Origin of the sequence: Cryocola sp. 340MFSha3.1 (assembly GCF_000383315.1) — a bacterium.
GTDB lineage: Bacteria > Actinomycetota > Actinomycetes > Actinomycetales > Microbacteriaceae > Leifsonia.
This window is the reverse complement of record NZ_KB911088.1, coordinates 1,153,881-1,173,668: the sequence shown is the minus strand read 5'-3', so window position 1 is coordinate 1,173,668 and position 19,788 is coordinate 1,153,881. Positions and strand designations below refer to the sequence as shown.

At 68.9% G+C, this 19,788-nt stretch carries 15 protein-coding genes; 6 read left to right on the top strand and 9 right to left on the bottom strand.

Features of this window, described 5'->3' with window-relative positions; genetic code table 11:
* Nucleotides 1–105: 105 nt before the first annotated feature.
* Entirely contained in the window at nucleotides 106–3,987 is a 3,882-nt protein-coding gene (gene hrpA / locus H284_RS0116755) for an ATP-dependent RNA helicase HrpA (protein WP_020077135.1), read from the top strand.
* Between the two features lie 122 nt (nucleotides 3,988–4,109).
* On the opposite strand, the gene H284_RS0116750 is transcribed toward hrpA, so the two are convergent.
* From H284_RS0116750 to H284_RS0116720, 7 genes are all read right to left on the bottom strand, one after another.
* On the bottom strand, nucleotides 4,110–4,892 hold the full coding sequence (locus H284_RS0116750; protein ID WP_020077134.1) for an SDR family oxidoreductase: 783 nt from the start codon (nucleotides 4,890–4,892) through the stop codon (nucleotides 4,110–4,112).
* Nucleotides 4,893–4,942: 50 nt separating this feature from the next.
* Nucleotides 4,943–5,716: an amino acid ABC transporter ATP-binding protein gene (locus H284_RS0116745; RefSeq protein ID WP_018191676.1), complete on the bottom strand. Its 774-nt coding sequence runs from the start codon at nucleotides 5,714–5,716 to the stop codon at nucleotides 4,943–4,945.
* Nucleotides 5,713–6,696 (bottom strand): amino acid ABC transporter permease, encoded by a 984-nt coding sequence (locus H284_RS0116740; protein WP_020077133.1) that lies wholly within the window; start codon nucleotides 6,694–6,696, stop codon nucleotides 5,713–5,715. The genes H284_RS0116745 and H284_RS0116740 overlap by 4 nt, the downstream gene beginning before the upstream one ends.
* Nucleotides 6,697–6,701: 5 nt before the next feature.
* The gene (locus H284_RS0116735) at nucleotides 6,702–7,601 is read right to left on the bottom strand and encodes an ABC transporter substrate-binding protein (protein WP_026307250.1); all 900 of its coding nucleotides are present in this window, start codon (nucleotides 7,599–7,601) and stop codon (nucleotides 6,702–6,704) included.
* A gap of 238 nt (nucleotides 7,602–7,839) precedes the next feature.
* Nucleotides 7,840–8,724 (bottom strand): sulfurtransferase, encoded by an 885-nt coding sequence (locus H284_RS0116730; protein WP_020077132.1) that lies wholly within the window; start codon nucleotides 8,722–8,724, stop codon nucleotides 7,840–7,842.
* A 1-nt stretch (nucleotide 8,725) separates the two neighbouring features.
* Complete coding sequence (locus H284_RS0116725) at nucleotides 8,726–9,715, bottom strand: ribonucleotide-diphosphate reductase subunit beta (protein WP_018191680.1); 990 nt, start codon at nucleotides 9,713–9,715, stop codon at nucleotides 8,726–8,728.
* Between the two features lie 112 nt (nucleotides 9,716–9,827).
* Nucleotides 9,828–12,326: a ribonucleoside-diphosphate reductase subunit alpha gene (locus tag H284_RS0116720; protein WP_026307251.1), complete on the bottom strand. Its 2,499-nt coding sequence runs from the start codon at nucleotides 12,324–12,326 to the stop codon at nucleotides 9,828–9,830.
* A 263-nt stretch (nucleotides 12,327–12,589) separates the two neighbouring features.
* On the opposite strand from H284_RS0116720, the gene H284_RS0116715 reads away from it, so the two are divergent.
* Complete coding sequence (locus H284_RS0116715; protein WP_029042987.1) at nucleotides 12,590–13,801, top strand: MFS transporter; 1,212 nt, start codon at nucleotides 12,590–12,592, stop codon at nucleotides 13,799–13,801.
* A 152-nt stretch (nucleotides 13,802–13,953) separates the two neighbouring features.
* A complete protein-coding gene (locus H284_RS0116710) occupies nucleotides 13,954–14,859 on the top strand; it encodes a hypothetical protein (protein ID WP_020077130.1) in 906 nt (301 codons plus the stop codon).
* A gap of 110 nt (nucleotides 14,860–14,969) precedes the next feature.
* On the opposite strand, the gene H284_RS0116705 is transcribed toward H284_RS0116710, so the two are convergent.
* Both H284_RS0116705 and H284_RS0116700 read right to left on the bottom strand, forming a co-directional pair.
* A complete protein-coding gene (locus H284_RS0116705) occupies nucleotides 14,970–15,950 on the bottom strand; it encodes an aldo/keto reductase (RefSeq protein WP_020077129.1) in 981 nt (326 codons plus the stop codon).
* A 9-nt stretch (nucleotides 15,951–15,959) separates the two neighbouring features.
* Nucleotides 15,960–16,571, bottom strand: coding sequence for a TetR/AcrR family transcriptional regulator (locus H284_RS0116700; protein WP_020077128.1), 612 nt, complete (start codon nucleotides 16,569–16,571; stop codon nucleotides 15,960–15,962).
* Nucleotides 16,572–16,628: 57 nt separating this feature from the next.
* On the opposite strand from H284_RS0116700, the gene H284_RS0116695 reads away from it, so the two are divergent.
* The 3 genes from H284_RS0116695 to H284_RS0116685 all read left to right on the top strand — a co-directional run bounded on the left by H284_RS0116695 (nucleotide 16,629) and on the right by H284_RS0116685 (nucleotide 19,783).
* Entirely contained in the window at nucleotides 16,629–17,384 is a 756-nt protein-coding gene (locus tag H284_RS0116695; protein ID WP_020077127.1) for an SDR family NAD(P)-dependent oxidoreductase, read from the top strand.
* A 77-nt stretch (nucleotides 17,385–17,461) separates the two neighbouring features.
* A complete protein-coding gene (locus tag H284_RS0116690) occupies nucleotides 17,462–18,637 on the top strand; it encodes an acyl-CoA dehydrogenase family protein (RefSeq protein WP_020077126.1) in 1,176 nt (391 codons plus the stop codon).
* Nucleotides 18,638–18,670: 33 nt separating this feature from the next.
* Entirely contained in the window at nucleotides 18,671–19,783 is a 1,113-nt protein-coding gene (locus H284_RS0116685) for an aminopeptidase P family protein (RefSeq protein ID WP_020077125.1), read from the top strand.
* Nucleotides 19,784–19,788 lie beyond the last annotated feature (5 nt).

Here is a 19,788-nt window from a genome sequence, read left to right as displayed (position 1 = left end):
CGTTCCGGGTGTGATGCGAACCTACGTCAGCGGCGGGCGCGGGGCAACGCCCCCGGCTGGGGACCGTCCGGGATTGGCGCCCCACACGGGTAAACTGGAGGGCTCATGTCTTCGACCGCGACCCTCCCCCGCATCGTCTTCCCGCCCGAGCTGCCGGTCAGCCGGAAGCGGGAGGACATCGCGCGCGCCATCCGCGACAACCAGGTCGTCATCGTCGCCGGCGCGACCGGGTCGGGCAAGACCACACAGCTGCCGAAGATCGCGCTGGAACTCGGCCGCACCAGCATCGGTCACACGCAGCCCCGTCGCCTCGCCGCCCGCACCATCGCGGAGCGGATCGCGGAGGAGCTGGGCCAGTCCGTCGGCGAGCTGGTCGGCTACCAGGTCCGCTTCACCGACCGCGTGTCGAAGGCGACCAGGATCAAGCTGATGACCGACGGCATCCTGCTCAACGAGCTGCGCCGCGACCGCATGCTGCGGGCGTACGACACGATCATCATCGACGAGGCGCACGAGCGCAGTCTCAACATCGACTTCCTGCTGGGGTACCTCAAGCAGCTGCTGCCGCAGCGTCCCGACCTCAAGCTCATCATCACGTCGGCGACCATCGACCCGGAGAGCTTCGCGCAGCACTTCGCCTCCGCGGACGGCACGCCGGCGCCGATCGTCGAGGTCTCCGGTCGCACCTATCCGGTCGAGATCCGCTACCGTCCGCTGGTCGCCGAAGCGCTGGACGAGGACGACGACGATCCGGACCCGGTGCCGTCGGCCGACCGCGACTACCTTCAGGGCATCAACGACGCGCTCGACGAGCTGGCGCGTGAGGCCGCAGGCGACGTGCTCGTCTTCCTCTCCGGCGAGAACGAGATCCGGGATGCGGCCGACGCGATCCGTGGCCGCAATCTACCCGGAACCGAGGTTCTGCCGCTCTACGGCCGCCTCTCCTCCGCCGAGCAGCACCGCGTCTTCCAGCCGTCGACGCTCCCCGGCGTCCGGCGCCGCGTCGTCCTCGCCACGAACGTCGCCGAGACCAGCCTCACCGTCCCCGGCATCAAGTACGTGGTGGATGCGGGCACGGCCCGGATCAGCCGGTACAGCACGCGGGCGAAGGTGCAGCGGCTCCCGATCGAGGCGATCTCGCAGGCCAGCGCCAACCAGCGGTCGGGCCGCTCCGGCCGCACCAGCGACGGCATCGCCATCCGGCTGTACTCCGAGGAGGACTTCGCCAAGCGGCCCGAATTCACCGAGCCCGAGATCCTCCGCACCAACCTCGCCGCGGTGATCCTGCAGATGATCTCGCTCGGCCTCGGCGACATCGCGGCGTTCCCGTTCCTCACGCCGCCCGACTCGCGCGGTATCAAGGACGGCCTCGACCTGCTCACCGAGCTCGGCGCGATCGCGGCGGCGAAGGAGGGCACCAAACTCACTGCGGTCGGGCGTCAGCTCGCGCAGCTCCCGATCGACCCGCGATTCGCCCGCATGGTGGTCGAGTCGAAACGCCACGGCACCTCGCGCGAGGTGATGGCCATCGTCGCCGGACTCACCATCCAGGACCCGCGCGAGCGTCCCGTCGAGCGCCGCGGCAGCGCCGACGAGAAGCACGCCCGGTTCGCCGACCCGACCAGCGACTTCCTCACCCTCCTCAACCTCTGGAACTACCTCGAAGAGCAGCAGAAGGAGCTCTCGTCCAGCGCCTTCCGGCGGCTCTGCAAGGCCGAGTTCCTCAACTTCCTGCGGGTGCGCGAGTGGCAGGACGTCTACCGCCAGCTGCGGCAGCTCGCCAAGCCGCTCGGGCTGACCATCGGCGAGCCGTCCGTCAACCCCGACGGCATCCACCGCTCGCTGCTCGCCGGGCTGCTCTCGCACATCGGGCTGAAGGATGTGCGCGAGACCGGTCCTGCGCCGAAGGGTGCGGGCAAGGCCCCGCGCAGCAGGCAGGCCGAGTATCTCGGCGCCCGCCAGACCCGGTTCGTGATCTTCCCCGGATCCACCCTGGCCAAGAAGCAGCCGAACGCGGTGATGAGCGCCGAGCTGGTGGAGACATCCCGGCTGTTCGCGCGGATGAACGCGGCCATCGACCCGGCGTGGGCCGAGCCCATCGCGGGAGACCTCTGCAAGCGCCAGTACAGCGAGCCGCACTGGGAGAAGAACCAGGGCTCCGTCGTCGCCTACGAGCGCGTGACGCTGTTCGGCGTCCCGATCATCCCGCGCCGGCGCGTGCAGTATGCGCGGATCGACCGGGAGCTGTCACGCGAGCTCTTCATCCGGCACGCCCTCGTCGACGGCGAATGGGACTCCCATCAGGCGTTCGACCGCGCCAACCGGAAGCTCCGGGCAGAGTTGCGCGAGCTGGAGGAGCGCACCCGCCGCCGCGACATCCTCAACGACGACGAGGCGGTCTTCGAGTTCTACGACAAGCGCATCCCCGCCGACGTGGTGTCGACGCGGTCGTTCGAGGGCTGGTGGAAGAAGGCAAGGCAGGAGACGCCCGACCTCCTCACGATGACGCCGGAGGCGCTGCTCGACGAGGAGGCGGCCGAGGTCGACGAGGACGCCTTCCCGCCGGTCTGGCGCCAGGGCGACCAGCAGCTGACCCTGCGGTACCGGTTCGAGCCGGGCGCGGAGGACGACGGGGTGACCGTGCAGGTGCCGCTCCCGCTGCTCGCCGGGCTGCTCCCCGACGGCTTCGACTGGCAGGTGCCCGGGCTCCGCCACGAGCTCGTGACCGCGCTCATCAAGTCGCTGCCGAAGGCGATCCGGCGGCAGGTGGTCCCGGCCGCCGACTGGGCGCAGCGGCTCCTCGGCGAGCTGTCGGGCACAGCCGGGATGCGCGCCCACGAGGGTGAACGGCCCGCTGCCTCCCTCGCCGACACGCTCGCGGCGACGATCTCGCGGCTGACCGGATCCCGCGTCAGCGGCTCGGACTTCGACCTCGATCGCCTCCCCGCGCACCTCCGGCCGACCTTCCAGGTCGTCGGAGAGCGCGGACGCACGCTCGCCAGCGGGAAGGACCTCGGCGCGCTGCAGGAGCGGCTGCGATCGCGGGCCCGCGACTCGGTCGCCGCCGTCGCGGAGGCGCGAACGCCCAACGCGATCGAACGGACCGGGCTGACGACCTGGGATCTCGACGAGCTCCCCCGCTTCGTCGACTCCACGCACACCGGCCCGGGCGGCACGAAGAATGTGATCCGCGCCTACCCGGCACTCGTCGACGACGGCGACTCCGTCAGCATCCGACTGATGGGAACGCCCGCCGAGCAGGCCCGGGCGATGCCGGGCGGGGTGCGGCGATTGCTGCTCGCCAGCATCCCCTCGCCCGTCGCCTACGTGCAACAGCACCTGACGGCCAACGAGAAGCTCACGCTCGCCGCGAGCCCCTACCCCAACACCAAGGCGCTGTTCGACGACTGCCTGCTCGCCGTGATCGACTCGGTGCTGTACCGGATGAAGCCCGACGGCCAGGTGTTCATGCGCGCCGAATTCGAGGCGGTGCGGGATCGGGTGTCCGGCATCGTGATGGACTCGATGTTCGAGACGGTCGCGCTCGTCACCCGCATCCTCACCGCCGCCCGCACAGCCGAGAAGGCGATCGCGGGCGTGACGGCGCTGACCTACCTGGCGGCGCTGAACGACGCGAAGGGGCAGCTCTCCGGACTGGTCTGGGCCGGGAAGGGCGTCGGATTCGTGTCGGCGACCGGGCTCGAGCAGCTGCGGCATCTGCCGCGGTACCTCGCCGGGATCACGCAGCGCATGCAGGCGCTGCCCACGAACCCCGGCCGCGACCGGGCCTGGCAGACGCAGGTGGAGACGGCGGTCGCGCTGTACACGGACGCGGGCGGCCGCATCCCGCTCGTGCCCGGGTCGCCGCCGTCGCTGGTGCACGCGCGGTGGATGCTGGAGGAGTTCCGCGTCTCACTCTTCGCGCAGTCCCTCGGCACAGCCGAGACCGTCTCCCTCCAGCGCATCCGCAAGGTCCTCGCCTCCTGACCCTCGCGCCTCCGCGCCACTCCGTCCCACCGTCGAGTCCGCAAACTTTGCACACTCCGACCGCGTGTGGCGTGCAAAGTTTGCGGACTCGACGGTGGGACGGAGTGGCGCGGTGGACGGGGTCAGACGCCGAGGTGGAAGCCGCCGTTGGAGTGGAGGAGCTGGCCGGTGATCCAGCCTCCGCTCACGGAGAGGAGGAAGGCGACGAGGTCGGCGGTGTCCTGCGGACGGCCCAGGCGGCCGAGCGCGGTCTCCGCCGTCAGCTGCTCGACCAGTTCGGGCGTCATCCACCCGGTGTCGATCGGTCCGGGATTGATGAGGTTGGCCGTAATCCCGAGGTGCGCAAGCTCGACGGCGGCAGCCTTCACGATCCGGTCGAGAGCACCCTTGCTCGCGCCGTACGGCAGGTTGTGCGCGGTGTGGTCGCTGGTCAGCGCGACGATCCGCCCGAGACCGGATGCCTCGGACGGGAACTGCTCGGCGAACGCCTTCATCAGAAGCCAGGTGCCTCGGGTGTTCACGGCGAAGTGCGCGTCGAAGGCGTCCACACTGGTGTCGAGCAGCCCGCTGTCGACGGAGTGTGCGTGACTGGCGACCACAGCCTGGATCGGCCCGAGACCGGCGCGCACCCGATTGACGGCCAGCGCAGGCGACTCCGGATGCGAAAGGTCGACGGCGACCGGAAGCGCGCGTGCGCCGAGCGCGCGCAACTCGTCGGCGAACTCGTCGTGCGCATTCGCCTCCGCACCCCAGGGCATCGCGGCGTCGTAGTCATCCCAGAACGCGAACGCGACATCCCAGCCGAGAGAGGCCTGCTTGCGGGCGATGGCGGCTCCGATCGACCCCGGCCGGCTGGCGCCGGTCACGAAGACGACGGGGCGGGCAGAGCGGGCGTCGATGTCCATCCGACGATTCTGTCAGACGGCCGACGCCCGCTCCTGCCGATGAGGGGAGGCTAGAGCACCTTCGAGAGGAACGCCTGCGTCCGCTGGTGCTGCGGGTTGCTGAGAACTTCGCGCGGGTCGCCGGACTCGACGACGACGCCGCCGTCCATGAACACCAGCTCGTCCGCGACCTCGCGGGCGAAGCCCATCTCGTGCGTCACGACCACCATGGTCATACCGCTCGCGGCGAGGCCCTTCATCACATCCAGCACTTCGCCGACGAGCTCCGGGTCGAGCGCCGAGGTCGGCTCGTCGAACAGCATCAACTTGGGGTCCATCGCGAGCGCACGCGCGATCGCGACGCGCTGCTGCTGACCGCCGGACAGCTGCGACGGGTAGTGGTCGCCCTTGTCGCTCAGTCCGACGCGGGCGAGCAGCTCGGTCGCGCGCTCCACGGCCTTCGCCTTCGAGAGGCCCTTCACGCGGATGGGCGCCTCGATGATGTTCTCCAGCGCGGTCATGTGCGGGAAGAGGTTGAACCGCTGGAACACCATCCCGATCTCGCGACGCTGCCGGGCGGCCTCCTTCGGCTTCAGCTCGTAGAGCTTGTCGCCGTGCTGGCGGTAGCCGACCACCTCGCCGTCGACCGAGAGACGGCCGGCGTCGACGCGCTCCAGATGGTTGATGCAGCGGAGGAACGTCGACTTGCCGGAGCCCGACGGGCCGATGATGCACAGCACCTCGCCCGGGTTCACCTTGAGGTCGATGCTCTTGAGCACCTCGTTCGAGCCGAAGCTCTTCGAGACGCCCTCGGCCAGCACCATGGGGGTCTTCGTGTCGGTCATCCCTTGCCTCCGAGGTCGTTGCCGTCCGGTGCGCCGGCCGCGGGGAGCGCGCCGGTCGCGAGGGCCGGGTCGTTGCGGTCCGGGCGGCGCGCGTTGACGCCGCGGGAGAACCGCTTCTCCAGGAAGTACTGCCCCACCATCAGCAAGGAGGTGAAGAGCAGGTACCAGAGCGACGCCACGATGAGCAGCGGGATGGGCGTGTAGGTGACCGCCGAGATGTCGCGCGCGACACCGTACAGGTCGGTCGTCAGCGGGATCGCCGCCACCAGCGAGGTCGTCTTCAGCATCGAGATCACCTCGTTGCCGGTCGGCGGGATGATGACGCGCATGGCCTGCGGGATGACGATCCGGGTCATCGTCTGCCACCACGACATTCCGAGCGCGGTCGCCGCCTCCTCCTGGCCCTCGTCGACCGAGAGCAGGCCGGCGCGGACGATCTCCGCCATGTACGCGGCCTCGTTCAGCGCGAGGCCGATGATGGCGATGATGAAGGCGTTCTGCATGAAGCCGAGGTTCAGATCCACGCCGATGTTGGTCCACGGCACGCCCAGGAAGATCTGCGGGTAGATCAGCGAGAACAGGCCCCAGAAGACCAGCTGCACGTAGACCGGGGTGCCGCGGAAGATCCACAGGTACAGCCAGGCGACCGACTTCACGACCGGGTTCGGCGAGAGGCGCATCACCGCAAGGATGAGGCCGAGCACGACGCCGATGATCATCGAGTAGATCGTCAGCTGAAGGGTGACGAGCGCAGCAGCACTGATGCGCTTGTCGAAGACGTACTTGCCGACGTACTGCCAGCCGTAGGCCTCGCGCTGAGAGGCGTCCACGATGAACCAGACCAGCAGGAGGATGAGGATCGCCGCGATGACGATGCGCCAGGGGTGCCGGAGCTTGATCGCCTTGATCGGCTCGGGACGGGTCCCGCCCGGCGACGGGACGGATCCCGTCGCCGGGCGGGCGGTGTTGCTCTGTGACATGAAGGTCAGCCCTTCGAGGCCGCGTTGACCTCGGCCGACTCGACGGCGCCGTCGGCGACGCCCCACTTGTCGAGGATCTTCTTGTAGGTGCCGTCGTCGATGAGGGCCTGGACGGCCTTCTGCAGCACGGGGGTGAGCTCCGAGTCCTTCTTGACGGGGAGGCCGTACGGCGCCTCGTCGAAGGTCTTGCCGGCGGCCTCGAGCTTGCCGTTCGACTTGGAGATGGCGTACAGCGTGACGGGCGAGTCGGCGCTGAGGGCGTCGGCCTTGCCGAGGATGACCGCGTTGGTCGCGTCGTCCTGGGTGTCGTAGCGGAGGGCCTGGATGGCGGGCTTGCCCTCATCCGTGCACTTCTTCGACTTGGCGGGGACCTCGTCCGTGTCCTCGTAGGTCGTCGACTGGACGGCGACCTTCAGGCCGCAGGCGTTGTCCGGGTCGATGTTCTTGCCCTTCTGGGCGGCCCAGAGGATGCCGGCCGAGTAGTAGTTGACGAAGTCGACCTGCTGCTCGCGCTCGGTGGTGTCGGTGAACGACGACATTCCGTAGTCGTCCTTGCCGCCCGCGACGCTCGGGATGATGTTGTCGAACTTCGCGATCGCGAACTCCGTCTTCACCCCCAGCTTGTCGCCGATGGCCTTGGCGAGGTCGACCTCCCAGCCGACCGGCTGGGAGTTGTCGTCCTTGAACTCGTTCGGCGGGTACGTGTTGTCCATGCCGACCACCAGCTTGCCGGCGTCCTTGACCTTCTGGGGCAGCTGCCCGGCGAGGGTGTCGTCCTTCTTCACGTCCGAGACCGAGCTCGTCGTTGAGCTGCCGGACGGGGTGCTGTTGTCGACGCAACCGCTGAGCGCGAGCGCTGCGACGGCGGCGATTGCGGCGATGGGAGCCACGGTACGAATGCGCATGATTGTCGTTGTCCTTCTTCCTGTACAGGAATGTGCCTGATGCGTATTGCAAGGGTAAGGGGAGGATACCCCAGCGGCGTCGCCGCGCTTCAACACTAATTCGCGCAGGGAACGGCGTTTTTCACGGATGTTTCCGGAAGGTTTCGTCGATTCCGGCAGCGAAATCCGTGGAATTGTGCGTGGACGCACGGCGAAACCCGCGTGGGATGCGCCCGGACGCCGCGGTGGCGCGCGGAGGTCACGCTCCCGTAACGACCGGGCGTTCCGGGTCGTTCGACCACGCCGAGTACGAACCCGCGTACAGAGCGGGCAGCGGAAGACCGGCGACGACCATGGCGAGGGCTTCGTGGGCGGCCGTGACGCCCGATCCGCAGTACACACCGACGGGCGTGTCGGCGTCGATGCCGAGGCCGCGGAACCGTTCCGCCAGCGCGTCGGCGGGAAGCATCCGTCCGTCGGCGTCGACGTTGTCCGTGGTGGGCGCGCTGACGGCACCCGGGATGTGGCCCGGTCGCGGATCGACCGGCTCCACCTCACCGCGGAAGCGTTCGCCCGCGCGCGCGTCCAGTAACACGGCGTCCGCCGCGGCGGCGAGGGCGGCGGCCGCGTCGCCGTCGAGGGTCGGAAGCGCGCCGAACTGCACGTGGATGCTGCCAGGGATCGGCGGAGCGCCGGGCCCCTTCTCGAGCGGCATCCCGGCGTCGCGCCAGGCGGCGATCCCGCCGTCGAGGATGCGGACGTCGCGCACGCCCGCGTGGCGCAGCAGCCACCACGCCCGAGCGGCCGACGTTCCGGAGGCGTCGTCGTACACGACGACGGAGTCGCCGTCGCCGAGGCCCCAGCGTCGCGCCGCCTCCTGGAAGGCGTCCTGCGACGGAAGCGGGTGGCGACCATCCGTGGGCTCGCCGTGCCCGGCCAGCTCGGTGTCCAGGTCGACGTACACCGCGCCGGGGATGTGCCCGCGCTCGAACTCCTCGCGGCCGGGCGGTCCGCCCAGCTTCCAGCGGACGTCGAGCACGCGCCACGCCGAACGCCGCCGGCCGGCGCCGCTCCACAGGGATTCGGCCCCGAGAGCGACGTCCAGCGCGGCGGCGGTGATCAGCGGAGATGTCTCCGTTGCCATATCAGCGACCGGTGGAGGCCTTGGCGTTCGACTCGTAGGAGGTGTTGGTGGACTCGAAGAAGTTCACCAGCTCCAGCGTGTCGTTGGCGGTCGCCATCCACTTGGCCGGGTTGGAGACCTTGTACTCGGCCTCGAAGCCCAGCTCCTCCAGACGGCGGTCGGCCAGGTACTTCACGTACTGGTTGATGTAGTTCGCGTTCAGGCCCAGGATGCCGCCCGGGAGGAGGTCGCGGTTGTACTGCTCCTCCATCTCCACGGCGTCCAGGATCATCTGGCGGATCTCGTTGGCGAACTCCGGCGTCTGCAGGTCCGGGTTCTCCTCCAGCACCGTCAGGATGAGGTTGATGCCGAACTTGAGGTGCAGCGACTCGTCGCGCACCACCCAGTCGATGAGCGAACCGAAGTTGCGCAGCAGGTTCCGCTGGCGGAACGAGAGCGCCACCATGAAGCCCGAGTAGAACCAGATCCCCTCGAGGATGACGTTGTACGCCACCAGGTTGCGGATGAAGTCCTGCTTGCCCTCGGTCGTCGTGATGTCGAGCGCCTGCTCGGTCATCCGCTTGATGAAGCGGACCTCGAACTCCTCCTTCTTCGCCATCGACGGCACGTCGACGTGGGAGTTGTAGGCCTGCTCGCGGTCGATCGGGAACGTCTCGAGGACGTACTCGAACGACATGCAGTGGTTCGCCTCCTCCCACATCTGCTTGGCGAGGTAGAGGTGCGCCTCGGCCGCGTTGATGTAGGGGTAGACACCGAAGGCCAGGGCCTTGTTGACGAGCAGCTCGTTCGGGTTGAAGTAGCTCATCAGGAAGGTGACCGCGTGGCGCTCCTCGTCGGTCATCCGCTTGAAGTCGGCGATGTCCTCACCGAGCTGGATCTCGTTCGGGAACCAGGTGTTCGCGACGGCCTGGTCGTAGAGGTCCATCGCCCACTGGTACGTGACCGGCTTGAGCAGCAGGCCCTCTTCGATTCCCGTTCCCAGAATCCCCATGGTGTTCCGTCTCTTTCGTTATTCGGTGGGTCGGCGGGTTACTGGCAGGACTCGCACTGCAGGTCGTCCATCGGGTCGACCGGCACGTAGTACTCCTCGATCTTGGTGCTGTTCACTTGTTCTCACCGCCCGCCGGGGTGGAGGAACCGAGACCGCCGAAGCCGAAGCCACGGCGAGCGGGGGCGGAGGCCGGAGCGGTCTCCGTGACGGCGGGAGCCGCAGCCGGGGCCGGAGCGCCGGCGCCGACCGAGGCGAAGCCCTTGCGGCCTCCGCTGATCTCCTCGGCCTTGTTGACCTTGACGGTCGACTGCTCGGCCTGGTGACGCGGCTTCATGTGGAGGTAGTACGTCGTCTTGACGCCCTTCTCCCAGGCCGCGTAGTAGATATCCATCATGTCGCCGAGGTCGCGCGTCTCGAGGTACATGTTGCGGCTGATCGCCTGGTCGATCCACTTCTGGGCGCGGGCCGCGACCTCGATGAAGGCGTACGGCGAGAGCTGGAAGCTCGTCTTGAACGTGGCCTTCACCTCGTCCGGGATCTCCGCGATGTTCTGGATGTCGCCCTGCGAGCGCAGGATCGCCTCGCGGACGTCCTGCCAGATGCCGCGCTCCTGCAGGGTCTCGACCAGGTTGCGGTTGACCTCGAGGAACTTGCCCGAGGAGGTCGACCGGCTGAAGATCTGCGAGAACTGCGGGTCGAAGCCGGGCGTGGTGCCCGCGACGAGGCCGATGGACGCGGTCGGCGCGATTGCCATGAGGGTGGCGTTGCGCATGCCGCCCTTGACCTTCTCGCGGAGGCGATCCCAGTCGAGGCGGATGGTGCGGTCCACGGTGATCGGGACGCCGCGGTCGGCCTCGGTGAGGGCGATCGAGTCGTAAGGCACGAGACCCTGCGACCAGCGAGAGCCCTCGAAGTTCGGGTACGCGCCGCGCTCCTGCGCCAGGTCGGCGCTCTCGTCGATGGCGGCGTACGAGACGTGCTCCATGATCTCGTCGATCAGCTGGTAGGCCTCTTCGCTCTCGTAGCTCAGGCCGAGCTTCTCGACGACGTCGGTGAAGCCCATGACGCCGAGGCCGATCGCGCGGTTCTGCTGGTTCGAGAAGTCGGCCTCGGGAACGCTCGACACGGTGATGTCGATGAGGTTGTCGAGCTGGCGGACCGCCTGGCGGGCGCTGGCCTCGATGCGCTCCCAATCCATCTTCCCGTCGACCAGGTGACGCGACAGGTTGATCGACGCGAGGTTGCAGACCGAGACGTTGTCGCGGTCCTGCGGCAGCGTGATCTCGGTGCACAGGTTGGAGAGGTGGATGGTGCCCGTGTTGTTGTTGAGGGCACGGTTGTTGATGGTGTCCTTCCAGGTCAGCCACGGGTGGCTGGTGGTCTGGAGGCTCATCAGGATGTCCTTGAACTGCGCGCGGGCGCTGATCTTCTTGAACATCTTGAGGTTGCCCGCCTCGGCCTCGGCGACGTAGTGCGCGTAACGCTCCGAGAAGGCCTTGCCGTACAGCTCGTTGAGGTCGGCGACCTCCAGCGGGTCGAAGAGGTACCAGTCCTCGTCGTTCTGGACGCGCTTCATGAACTCGTCGCTGATCCACACCGCGGTGTTGGCGGTGCGGGTGCGGCGGTACGGGTCGCCGGAGTTCTGACGGAGGTCGAGGAACTCCGGGAAGTCCATGTGCCAGTTCTCCATGTAGAAGCACAGGGCGCCGAACTTCTTGCCGCCGCGGCTGACCGCGCGCAGCACCGAGTCGATCGTGTGCATGAACGGGATCGGACCGGTGGAGGTGGTGTTGTTGGAGCGGATGGGCGAGCCCTGCGCACGCAGCTTGGTGACCGAGAGGCCGATGCCGCCGGTGCCCTTGGTGAGCCACATGACGTCGCGGACGCTCTTCGCGATGTGCTCGATGTCGTCCTGCATCTCCATGACGAAGCAGTTGGAGAGCTGCGGGTAGGCGGTTCCGGCGTTGACCAGGGTCGATCCGGCGGCCAGGTACTCGAGCTTCGACATCTTGTCGTAGAACGCGATGGCGTGGCTCGTGGGGTCGGCCTCGTTGAGGGAGAGGCCCATCGCGATGCGCATCCAGAAGAACTGGGGCACCTCGAGGGAGTCGCCGTTGCGCGCCTTGATGCCGTAGCGGTTGTTGAGGGTGACGACGCCGATGTACTTCAGCAGCTCGTCGCGCGAGGGGTCGAGGTAGCCGGCCAGGCGGTCGAGGTCGAACGCGGTCGTGAAACGGCCGTCGAGCAGCGTCTCGGCGACGCCCCGCTCGATGTAGCCGCGGAAGCGGGAGGTGTGGAGCTCGACGAGCTCGTCGTGGCTCTCGTAGTCGCCGAGCACGCGCTTGTAGATCGTCTTGAGGAGGAGGCGCGCGGCGACGGTGTCGAACGCCGGGTCGTCCTTGACGTTCTGGAGGGCGACCTGGATGACCGCCTCATCGAGCTGCTGCGTCGTGATGCCGTCGAAGAGCGTGAGCTCGAGCTCGCTCGCGATCTGCGTCACCCACGTGATGTTCTCGTCAAGACCCTGGGCCGCATTCTCGATGGCCAGGTTGATCTTGTTGGCGTCGTACGGCTCGCGCTCGCCGTTGCGCTTCACGACTGTGATAGCCACTGTCTCTCCCTCATTCGCTAAGCCGCGTGAGCGGCGGAAATCCCCGCGGAACCGTGCCTTCCCGCATCGGGGGGAGGCTGACCGGCTCTGTGTGCTCGACCACTATATAGCGGGGGTCCGACATTTCCACTCCCCCACATCTAGTGGGCGTGTCGTCCACAGATGGGGAGAAGTTATGCACAGTTTCCACACCCCACGAAGGGGGGATGGACAGTGTGGATACTCCCGCGGAACCGCCTCCGCGACCGATAGTGTGGATGGCTGTGAGCACCTACACGAGCCTCCTGAAGACGCCGGGCGTCGCCCGCATCATCGCGGCTCAGCTCACCGCACGCTTCCCGTTCGGCATGCTGTCGCTCGCCTTCCTGCTGCACATCGAGCGCGTCCACGACTCATACGGCGCCGCGGGTCTGGTGCTCGGCGCGATGAGCATCGGACAGGCCATCGCCGGGCCGATGACCAGCCGGCTGATGGGCGTCCTGGGCATGCGGGTCGTGCTCTGGACGACGCTCGCGCTGTGCTCGGTGGCGGTCGCCGCGATCGGCCTCTTCGTCATGCCCATCCCCCTGACCATGGGCGTTGCGTTCTTCGCCGGCCTCAGCATGCCGCCCATCCAGCCGGCCGTCCGCACGATCTATCCGAAGATGGTCAACTCGCGGCAGCTGACCCCGCTGTTCTCGCTCGACGCCTCGGCGCAGGAGATCATCTGGATCGCAGGCCCGGTCGCCATCACCTTCGTCTCGACCCAGATCGGAACCGTCGAGGGGATCCTGATGTCGGTCGCGATCATGCTCGCCGGAGGCTGCTGGTTCATCTCGTCGCCCGAGGTCGGGCGTGTGCGCATCCCGCGTAGCAAGCGGCGGTTCGGGACGGTGCTGGCGCGGCCGCCCGTGCTCCTCGCGACGGTCGTCGGCTTCCTGCTCATCGGCTCCTGCTCGGCGGTCGAGGCCGGTGTGGTCGCGACGTTCGGAGAGGGGTCTCCGCTCGCGGGCATCGTGCTCGCCATCTGGTCGCTCGGCTCGCTGGTCGGGGGCCTCGCCCTCGGTCACGTGCCGATCGGGCCGTGGGCGACCGCGCGGCGCATGCTCATCGTCTTCATCGGCGTCGTGCTGTCGACGTTCATGCTGTGGTCGTGGTGGGGGCTGTCGCTCACCCTCCTGATCGCCGGAGTCGGCATCGCCCCCGCCCTCGCCGTGCTGTTCGCGATCGTGTCGGCGAGCGTGAAGTTCTCGGACACCGCGGAGGCCTACGGCTGGGTCGGAACCGGCCAGCTCATCGGAGCCGCCCTCGGTTCCGCGGTCGCGGGCTTCCTCATCGACGGCGTCGGCGCGGTCGGCGCCTTCTGGGTGGCGGGGGCCTTCGCCCTGGTCGGCTTCGTCGTGCCCGCCCTGGCGCACCGCATCCACCCCGACCTGCGCGGTCGCGACGCCTCCCCCATCCCCGACACGGAGCCCGTCCCCGTCCAACCCTCCTAACCCCTACCCAGTAACCCCCTTTCGCCGAAGTGCACGTAGTTGTGCACTCGTAAGGCGTGTCGACCGCATCTACGTGCACCTCACGGAAACGGCCTCGAGCGGGGGCTGTGGATAAGTCCCAGTGGGTGGATGCGGGGTGCCAGGGTGTGCGGATGGCACCATCGCATCCGCTCCCGTCCGACCTCCAGGGCGACGTGTTCCTCGTCCGGGACGCGCACCGCCGAGGGCTGTCCGCCGACAGCCTCCGCCGCGAGAGCCTGGCGCGGCCCATCCGAGGCGTGCGCGTGTCCGCCGACCACGCCGGACTGTCCGAACGCCTGACCGCGTATGCGATCCACCGCCAGCGCGATTTTGCGTTCAGCCACGTGACGGCGGCCGTTCTTTACGGGATACCGCTGCCCTCGTACCGTGCGGAGGAGATCCACGTGAGCGTCCCCGACCCTGGTCGCGCACCGAACATCGCCGGGTACGTCGGGCACAAGCTCAAGCGCTGGGCGGTCCGGGAGGTCGCGGGCTTCCCGGTGACGACGCCAGAGCAGACCTGGCTCGACCTCGCCCCGACCCTCGATCACGAAGCCTTGGTCGTAGCCGGCGATTTCCTGGTGTCCGGGCAGCCTCCCCTCACCCACCGCGCGGCCCTCCGTGAGGCCATCTCGGCATCGTCGGGCCGCCGGGGAATCGGTCGGGCGCGAGTCGCGCTCGAGCGGATACGTGCGGGCGCCGAGTCACCCGGAGAGACGCGACTCCGCCTGCTCCTGGTGGACGCCGGACTACCCGAACCGCAGCTCAATCACCGGATCCTCGATCGCGACGGGACGTTCGTCGCCCGCGCCGACCTGGTCTACACCGGCGCCCGCATCGCGATCGAGTACGAAGGCGACGTCCACCGCCTCGACAAGGAGGTGTGGCGCCGTGACATTCGGCGCCGTGAACGAGTGGAGGACCTGGGCTGGCGGATGGTGCGCGTCACAGCCGACGACCTCCGCTCCCCCGCAAGCCTTGTCTCCCGCATCCACCACCTCCTCCGCACGCGGCTCCCCCACCCGCCCACTCGCTGAAGTGCACGTTGTTGCGGTCGACACGCCGTGAAAGGGCACAACAAGGTGCACCTCGGCGCAGGGTGCCGGGGGGCGGAGCGGGGGCGGGGGCGGAGCGGGGGGAGGCGGGGCTACCAGCGGGGGTGGACGGAGGCGCGGAAGTGGGTGTCGTAGATGCGGTGCACGGCCTCATCGAAGCCGGAGGGGAGGCGCACGCCGGCCGCGGCCGCGTTCGCGCGCGCCTGCTCGGGCGAGCGGGCGCCGGGGATGACGGTGGTGACGCCGTCCTGCGCGATGATCCACGCGATCGCCGCCTGCGCGGGCGTCGCGCCCTCGGGCACCAGCTCCGCGAACTCGCGCGCGGCCTTCACGCCCTCCTCGAAGTCCACGCCCGAGAAGGTCTCGCCCACGTCGAACGCCTCGCCGTGGCGATTGTAGGTGCGGTGGTCGTCCGCCGCGAACGTCGTCTGCTCGGTGTACCGGCCGCTCAGCAGGCCGGAGGCGAGCGGCACCCGCGCGATGATGCCGACACCGGCCTCGCGCGCCGACGGGAGCACCCGGTCGAGCGGCTTGAGGCGGAAGGCGTTCAGGATGATCTGCACCGTCGCGGTTCCGGGCCGGGCGATCGCCGCGAGGGCTTCATCCACGGTCTCCACGCTGACGCCGTAGTTCTCGATGGCGCCCTCCTCCACCAGGGTGTCGAGCGCGTCGTACACGGCTTCGGTCGAGAAGACCGGAGTGGGAGGGCAGTGCAGCTGGACCAGATCCAGCCGGTCGACGCCGAGGTTCCGGCGCGAGCGGTCGGCCCACTCGCGGAACTTCGGCAGGGTGAAGTTGGACGGATCCTGCGCTTCGCGCCGCCCCATCTTGGTCGCGACGGTGAGTGGCAGTTCGGGATGCTCGGTCACGAACCGCCCGATGATCTGCTCGCTGCGGCCGTCGCCGTAGACGTCGGCGGTGTCGAAGAAGGTGACGCCGGATTCCGCCGCCGCTTCGAGCACACCGAGGGCGTCGTCTTCCGACACGTCTCCCCAGTCCGCTCCGAGCTGCCAGGTGCCGAGTCCGACGACCGACACCTCCCGTCCTGTTCCACCGAGGATGCGCTGTTCCATGCCTTCAGCCTATGCCGGGCGCGTCGCGGTGTCCGGGGGTTGCGATCCGCCGCTTCCGGGCCACCACGCGGGCGCGAGCCGCCCGACGAGTGCGAGGAACGCATCCACATCGCGAGGCCGCGGGCGGGTGAGCCAGACGTCGATCGCGCCGATGGTGCCGTCGGCGAGGTAGCGCGCGATCGCGCGGCGTTCCACGTCGTCGTCCGCCGGGACGACGAGGCTGTGCTGATCGAGGAGCAGGTCGATCGACGTCTGGAAGTGCTCGCTGAGCATGGCGTGCAGACTCGCGGCTCCGCTCTCGGTCCCCAGCCCGCGCCGGTAGATGATGTCGTGGTCGTCCACATGACGCAGCACCGCGCGGGTGACGCCGACGACCGCGGCTCCGGCATCCGACGGTTCGACGTCGACGAGGTACTCGGCGCGCAGCGCATCCAGCTCCGACCGCAGCACGCTCTCCAATAGGGCAGCGGGTGACGGCGCGTACTCGTACACCGTCGAGCGGTGGACGCCGGCCGCCGCGGCGAGCGCCGACACCGTGACCTCGCTCACCGGCCCGCGACTGGCGAGGTCGAGGATGGTGGCGCTGAGCCGGGCGAGCGTCTTCTGCTGGCGTGCATCCACCGGACGATCGTACAATGGAGTTATCCGACAGTTGTCGGATAACGAAAGGAGATTTTCATGGCTCAGTACGACGTCGCCGACCGGTCCGCGATCGTGACCGGAGGCGGCTCGGGCATCGGCCGCGCCATCGCGCTCACCCTCGCGGCGAGTGGCGCTTCGGTCCTCGTGACCGATCTGAACGAGGAGCACGCGAAGGCCGTCGTCGACGAGATCACCGCGGCCGGAGGCACCGCTCGCGCGCTCGCCGGGGATGTGACCGACCCGGAGTTCGCGACCGCCAGCGTCGCAGCGGCGAACGAGCTCGCCCCGCTCCGCATCGCGGTCAACAACGCCGGAATCGGCGGAGCGTCCGCGCCCGTCGGCGAGTACCCGGTCGACTCCTGGAGGAAGGTCATCGAGGTCAACCTCAACGCCGTCTTCTACGGGATGCAGCCCCAGCTCGATGCCATTGCCGCCAACGGCGGCGGCGCCATCGTGAACATGGCGTCCATCCTGGGCAGCGTCGGATTCGCGAACTCCTCCGCGTACGTCACCGCGAAGCACGCCCTGCTGGGCCTCACGCAGAACGCCGCGATCGAGTACGCCGGGCAGAACGTGCGCGTCGTCGCGGTCGGCCCCGGCTTCATCCGCACCCCGCTCGTCGCATCGAATCTGGATGCGGACGCCCTGAAGTTTCTCGAGGGCAAGCACGCGCTCGGGCGTCTGGGCGAGCCGGAGGAGGTCGCGGCGCTCGTCGCGTTCCTCGCCTCGGATGCCGCGAGCTTCATCACCGGCAGCTACCACCTGGTCGACGGCGGCTACACCGCCCAGTAATCCTCCACAGCCTCCGGCTTTCCACAGAAGAGCCGGAGGCCTGCCGTGCTCGGTCGCGCTCGCCTAGGGTGAGGAACGTGACCGAGCACGACACCTCCCCCGACACCACGCTGCTGTCCGACGACCTCCTCTCCCGCATCCGGGAGCGCGCCGCCGGCTACGACCGCGACAACCGGTTCTTCACAGAAGACTTCGCCGAACTGGCCGACGAAGGCTACCTCCGCGCCCTCGTGCCGACCGAGTTCGGCGGCCTGGGGCTCAGCCTGCAGCAGACCGCGCGCCTGCAGGCGCGCCTGGCCGGGGCCGCGCCCGCGACCGCCCTCGCCGTGAACATGCACCTGGTCTGGACGGGCATCGCCAAGACACTTCGCGACCGTGGCGACGACTCCCTGGAGTTCGTGCTCCGGGAGGCCGGCCAGGGCGAAGTCTTCGCCTTCGGTCTCAGCGAGGCGGGCAACGACCTGGTGCTGTTCGGCTCGACGACGGAGGCGCGCCCGGAATCCGACGGGTCGTACCGGTTCCACGGCAGGAAGATCTTCACGTCCCTCTCCCCCGCCTGGACCCGGCTGGGCACGATGGGCCTCGACAGCACGAGCGACGACGCCCCCAAGATCGTGTACGGCTTCATCGAGCGCACCGGAGGCGGCTTCGAGATCCGGGAAGACTGGGACACGCTCGGCATGCGTGCGACGCAGAGCAATACGACGGTGCTCGACGGTGCGCGGGCCTCTGCCGACCGCGTCGTGCGGCGCCTCGACCCCGGTCCGAATCCCGACCCGCTCGTGTTCGCCATCTTCGCGAACTTCGAGATACTGCTCGCCGCGGTCTACACGGGCATCGGATCACGGGCTCTCGACCTCGCGATCGAGGCGGCCCACCGCCGCACGAGCCTCAAGAACGACGGGCGCAGCTACGCGAACGACCCGGACATCCGGTGGCGGGTCGCCGAAGCCGCGATCGAGCAGGATGCTCTGCTCCCCCAGCTGGATGCGCTGGCCGGCGACGTCGACACCCTCGCCGACCACGGCCGGCTGTGGTTCCCGAAGCTGGTCGGACTGAAGGTCCGGGCCACCGAGACCGCGCGGCGGGTCGTGGATCAGGCCATCCGCGTCTCGGGAGGCTCCACCTTCTTCGCCGGTAACGAGCTGGGACGCCTGTACCGCGATGTGCTCGCCGGCATCTTCCATCCCTCCGACGCCGAATCGGCGCACAACACCGTCGCGAACGCCTGGCTCGGGCCGATCGAAGACTGAACCGGGCCGACAGCACCGGGAGAGGAGACGCACATGCAGGAGATCACAGCGCGCCACTTCGCGGAGCGCCTGGAGCGCGGCGCGACCCAGGCCCGCGCGGCGGGATTCGACGGCCTGGTGATCGCGCCCGGCCCCGACCTCGCCTACTTCGCCGACTACCTTCCCGTCGCCACGACCGAACGGATCACCCTGCTCGTCATCCCGGCCGACGGCGAGCCGACGATGCTCGTGCCTGCGCTCGAGCACGGCGGTGCCGCCGAGACCCGCGCCGCCGGGGCGATCCGGCTGACCGACTGGTCCGATGGTCAGGACGAGTACGTCCCGGCGGCCGCACTGCTCCGGCCGGACGGCCGATACGCGATCTCCGACGCGACCTGGGCGATGCACCTGCTCGGCCTGCAGGAGAAGCTGCCCGACGCGCGCTTCGCCGCCATCTCCAACGCCTTGCCGATGCTGCGGGCGGTCAAGACCGGCGACGAGGTCGACCGGCTCGCCGCCGCCGGGGCCGCGGCCGACGCGACCTTTGAGGACATCCTGCGCGTTCCGTTCGCCGGGCGCACCGAACTGCAGGTGGCGGCCGACCTCGACCGGCTGCTGCGCGAGCACGGTCATGCGCAGGTCGACTTCACGATCGTCGCCTCCGGTCCGAACGGCGCCGATCCCCATCACGAGCCGGGCTCCCGGACCATCGTCGAGGGCGACATGGTCGTCCTCGACTTCGGCGGCCTGCTCGACGGCTACGGGTCCGACACGACCCGCGCCGTCCACGTCGGCGAGCCCACGGACGAGGAGCGCGAGGTGTTCGACGTTGTCGCGCTGGCGCAGCAGACCGCCTTCGAGGCGGTGGCCGTCGGCGTCCCGTGCGAGGAGATCGACCGGGCCGCCCGCCGGGTGATCCGCGAGGCGGGATACGGCGAGTTCTTCATCCACCGGGTCGGGCACGGCATCGGAGTGACCACGCACGAACCGCCGTACATGGTCGAGGGCGAGCACCATCCCATCGAGGCGGGGATGTGCTTCTCCATCGAGCCGGGCATCTACCTGCCCGGTCGATTCGGGGTCCGGATCGAGGACATCGTCGTCGCGGCGGAAGACGGGGCGCACCGACTGAACAACTCCAGCAGGGAGCTGCACCTGGTCGGCTGAGGAGA

Excerpts from the sequence above, each read along its gene's own strand:
- H284_RS0116710 (WP_020077130.1), top strand. The coding sequence starts at position 13,954 with ATGGCACCATCGCATCCGCTCCCGTCCGACCTCCAGGGCGACGTGTTC.
- H284_RS0116705 (WP_020077129.1), bottom strand. The coding sequence starts at position 15,950 with ATGGAACAGCGCATCCTCGGTGGAACAGGACGGGAGGTGTCGGTCGTC.
- H284_RS0116725 (WP_018191680.1), bottom strand. The coding sequence starts at position 9,715 with ATGGGGATTCTGGGAACGGGAATCGAAGAGGGCCTGCTGCTCAAGCCG.
- H284_RS0116750 (WP_020077134.1), bottom strand. The coding sequence starts at position 4,892 with ATGGACATCGACGCCCGCTCTGCCCGCCCCGTCGTCTTCGTGACCGGC.
- H284_RS0116730 (WP_020077132.1), bottom strand. The coding sequence starts at position 8,724 with ATGGCAACGGAGACATCTCCGCTGATCACCGCCGCCGCGCTGGACGTC.
- H284_RS0116740 (WP_020077133.1), bottom strand. The coding sequence starts at position 6,696 with ATGTCACAGAGCAACACCGCCCGCCCGGCGACGGGATCCGTCCCGTCG.
- hrpA (WP_020077135.1), top strand. The coding sequence starts at position 106 with ATGTCTTCGACCGCGACCCTCCCCCGCATCGTCTTCCCGCCCGAGCTG.
- H284_RS0116685 (WP_020077125.1), top strand. The coding sequence starts at position 18,671 with ATGCAGGAGATCACAGCGCGCCACTTCGCGGAGCGCCTGGAGCGCGGC.
- H284_RS0116695 (WP_020077127.1), top strand. The coding sequence starts at position 16,629 with ATGGCTCAGTACGACGTCGCCGACCGGTCCGCGATCGTGACCGGAGGC.
- H284_RS0116745 (WP_018191676.1), bottom strand. The coding sequence starts at position 5,716 with ATGACCGACACGAAGACCCCCATGGTGCTGGCCGAGGGCGTCTCGAAG.
- H284_RS0116735 (WP_026307250.1), bottom strand. The coding sequence starts at position 7,601 with ATGCGCATTCGTACCGTGGCTCCCATCGCCGCAATCGCCGCCGTCGCA.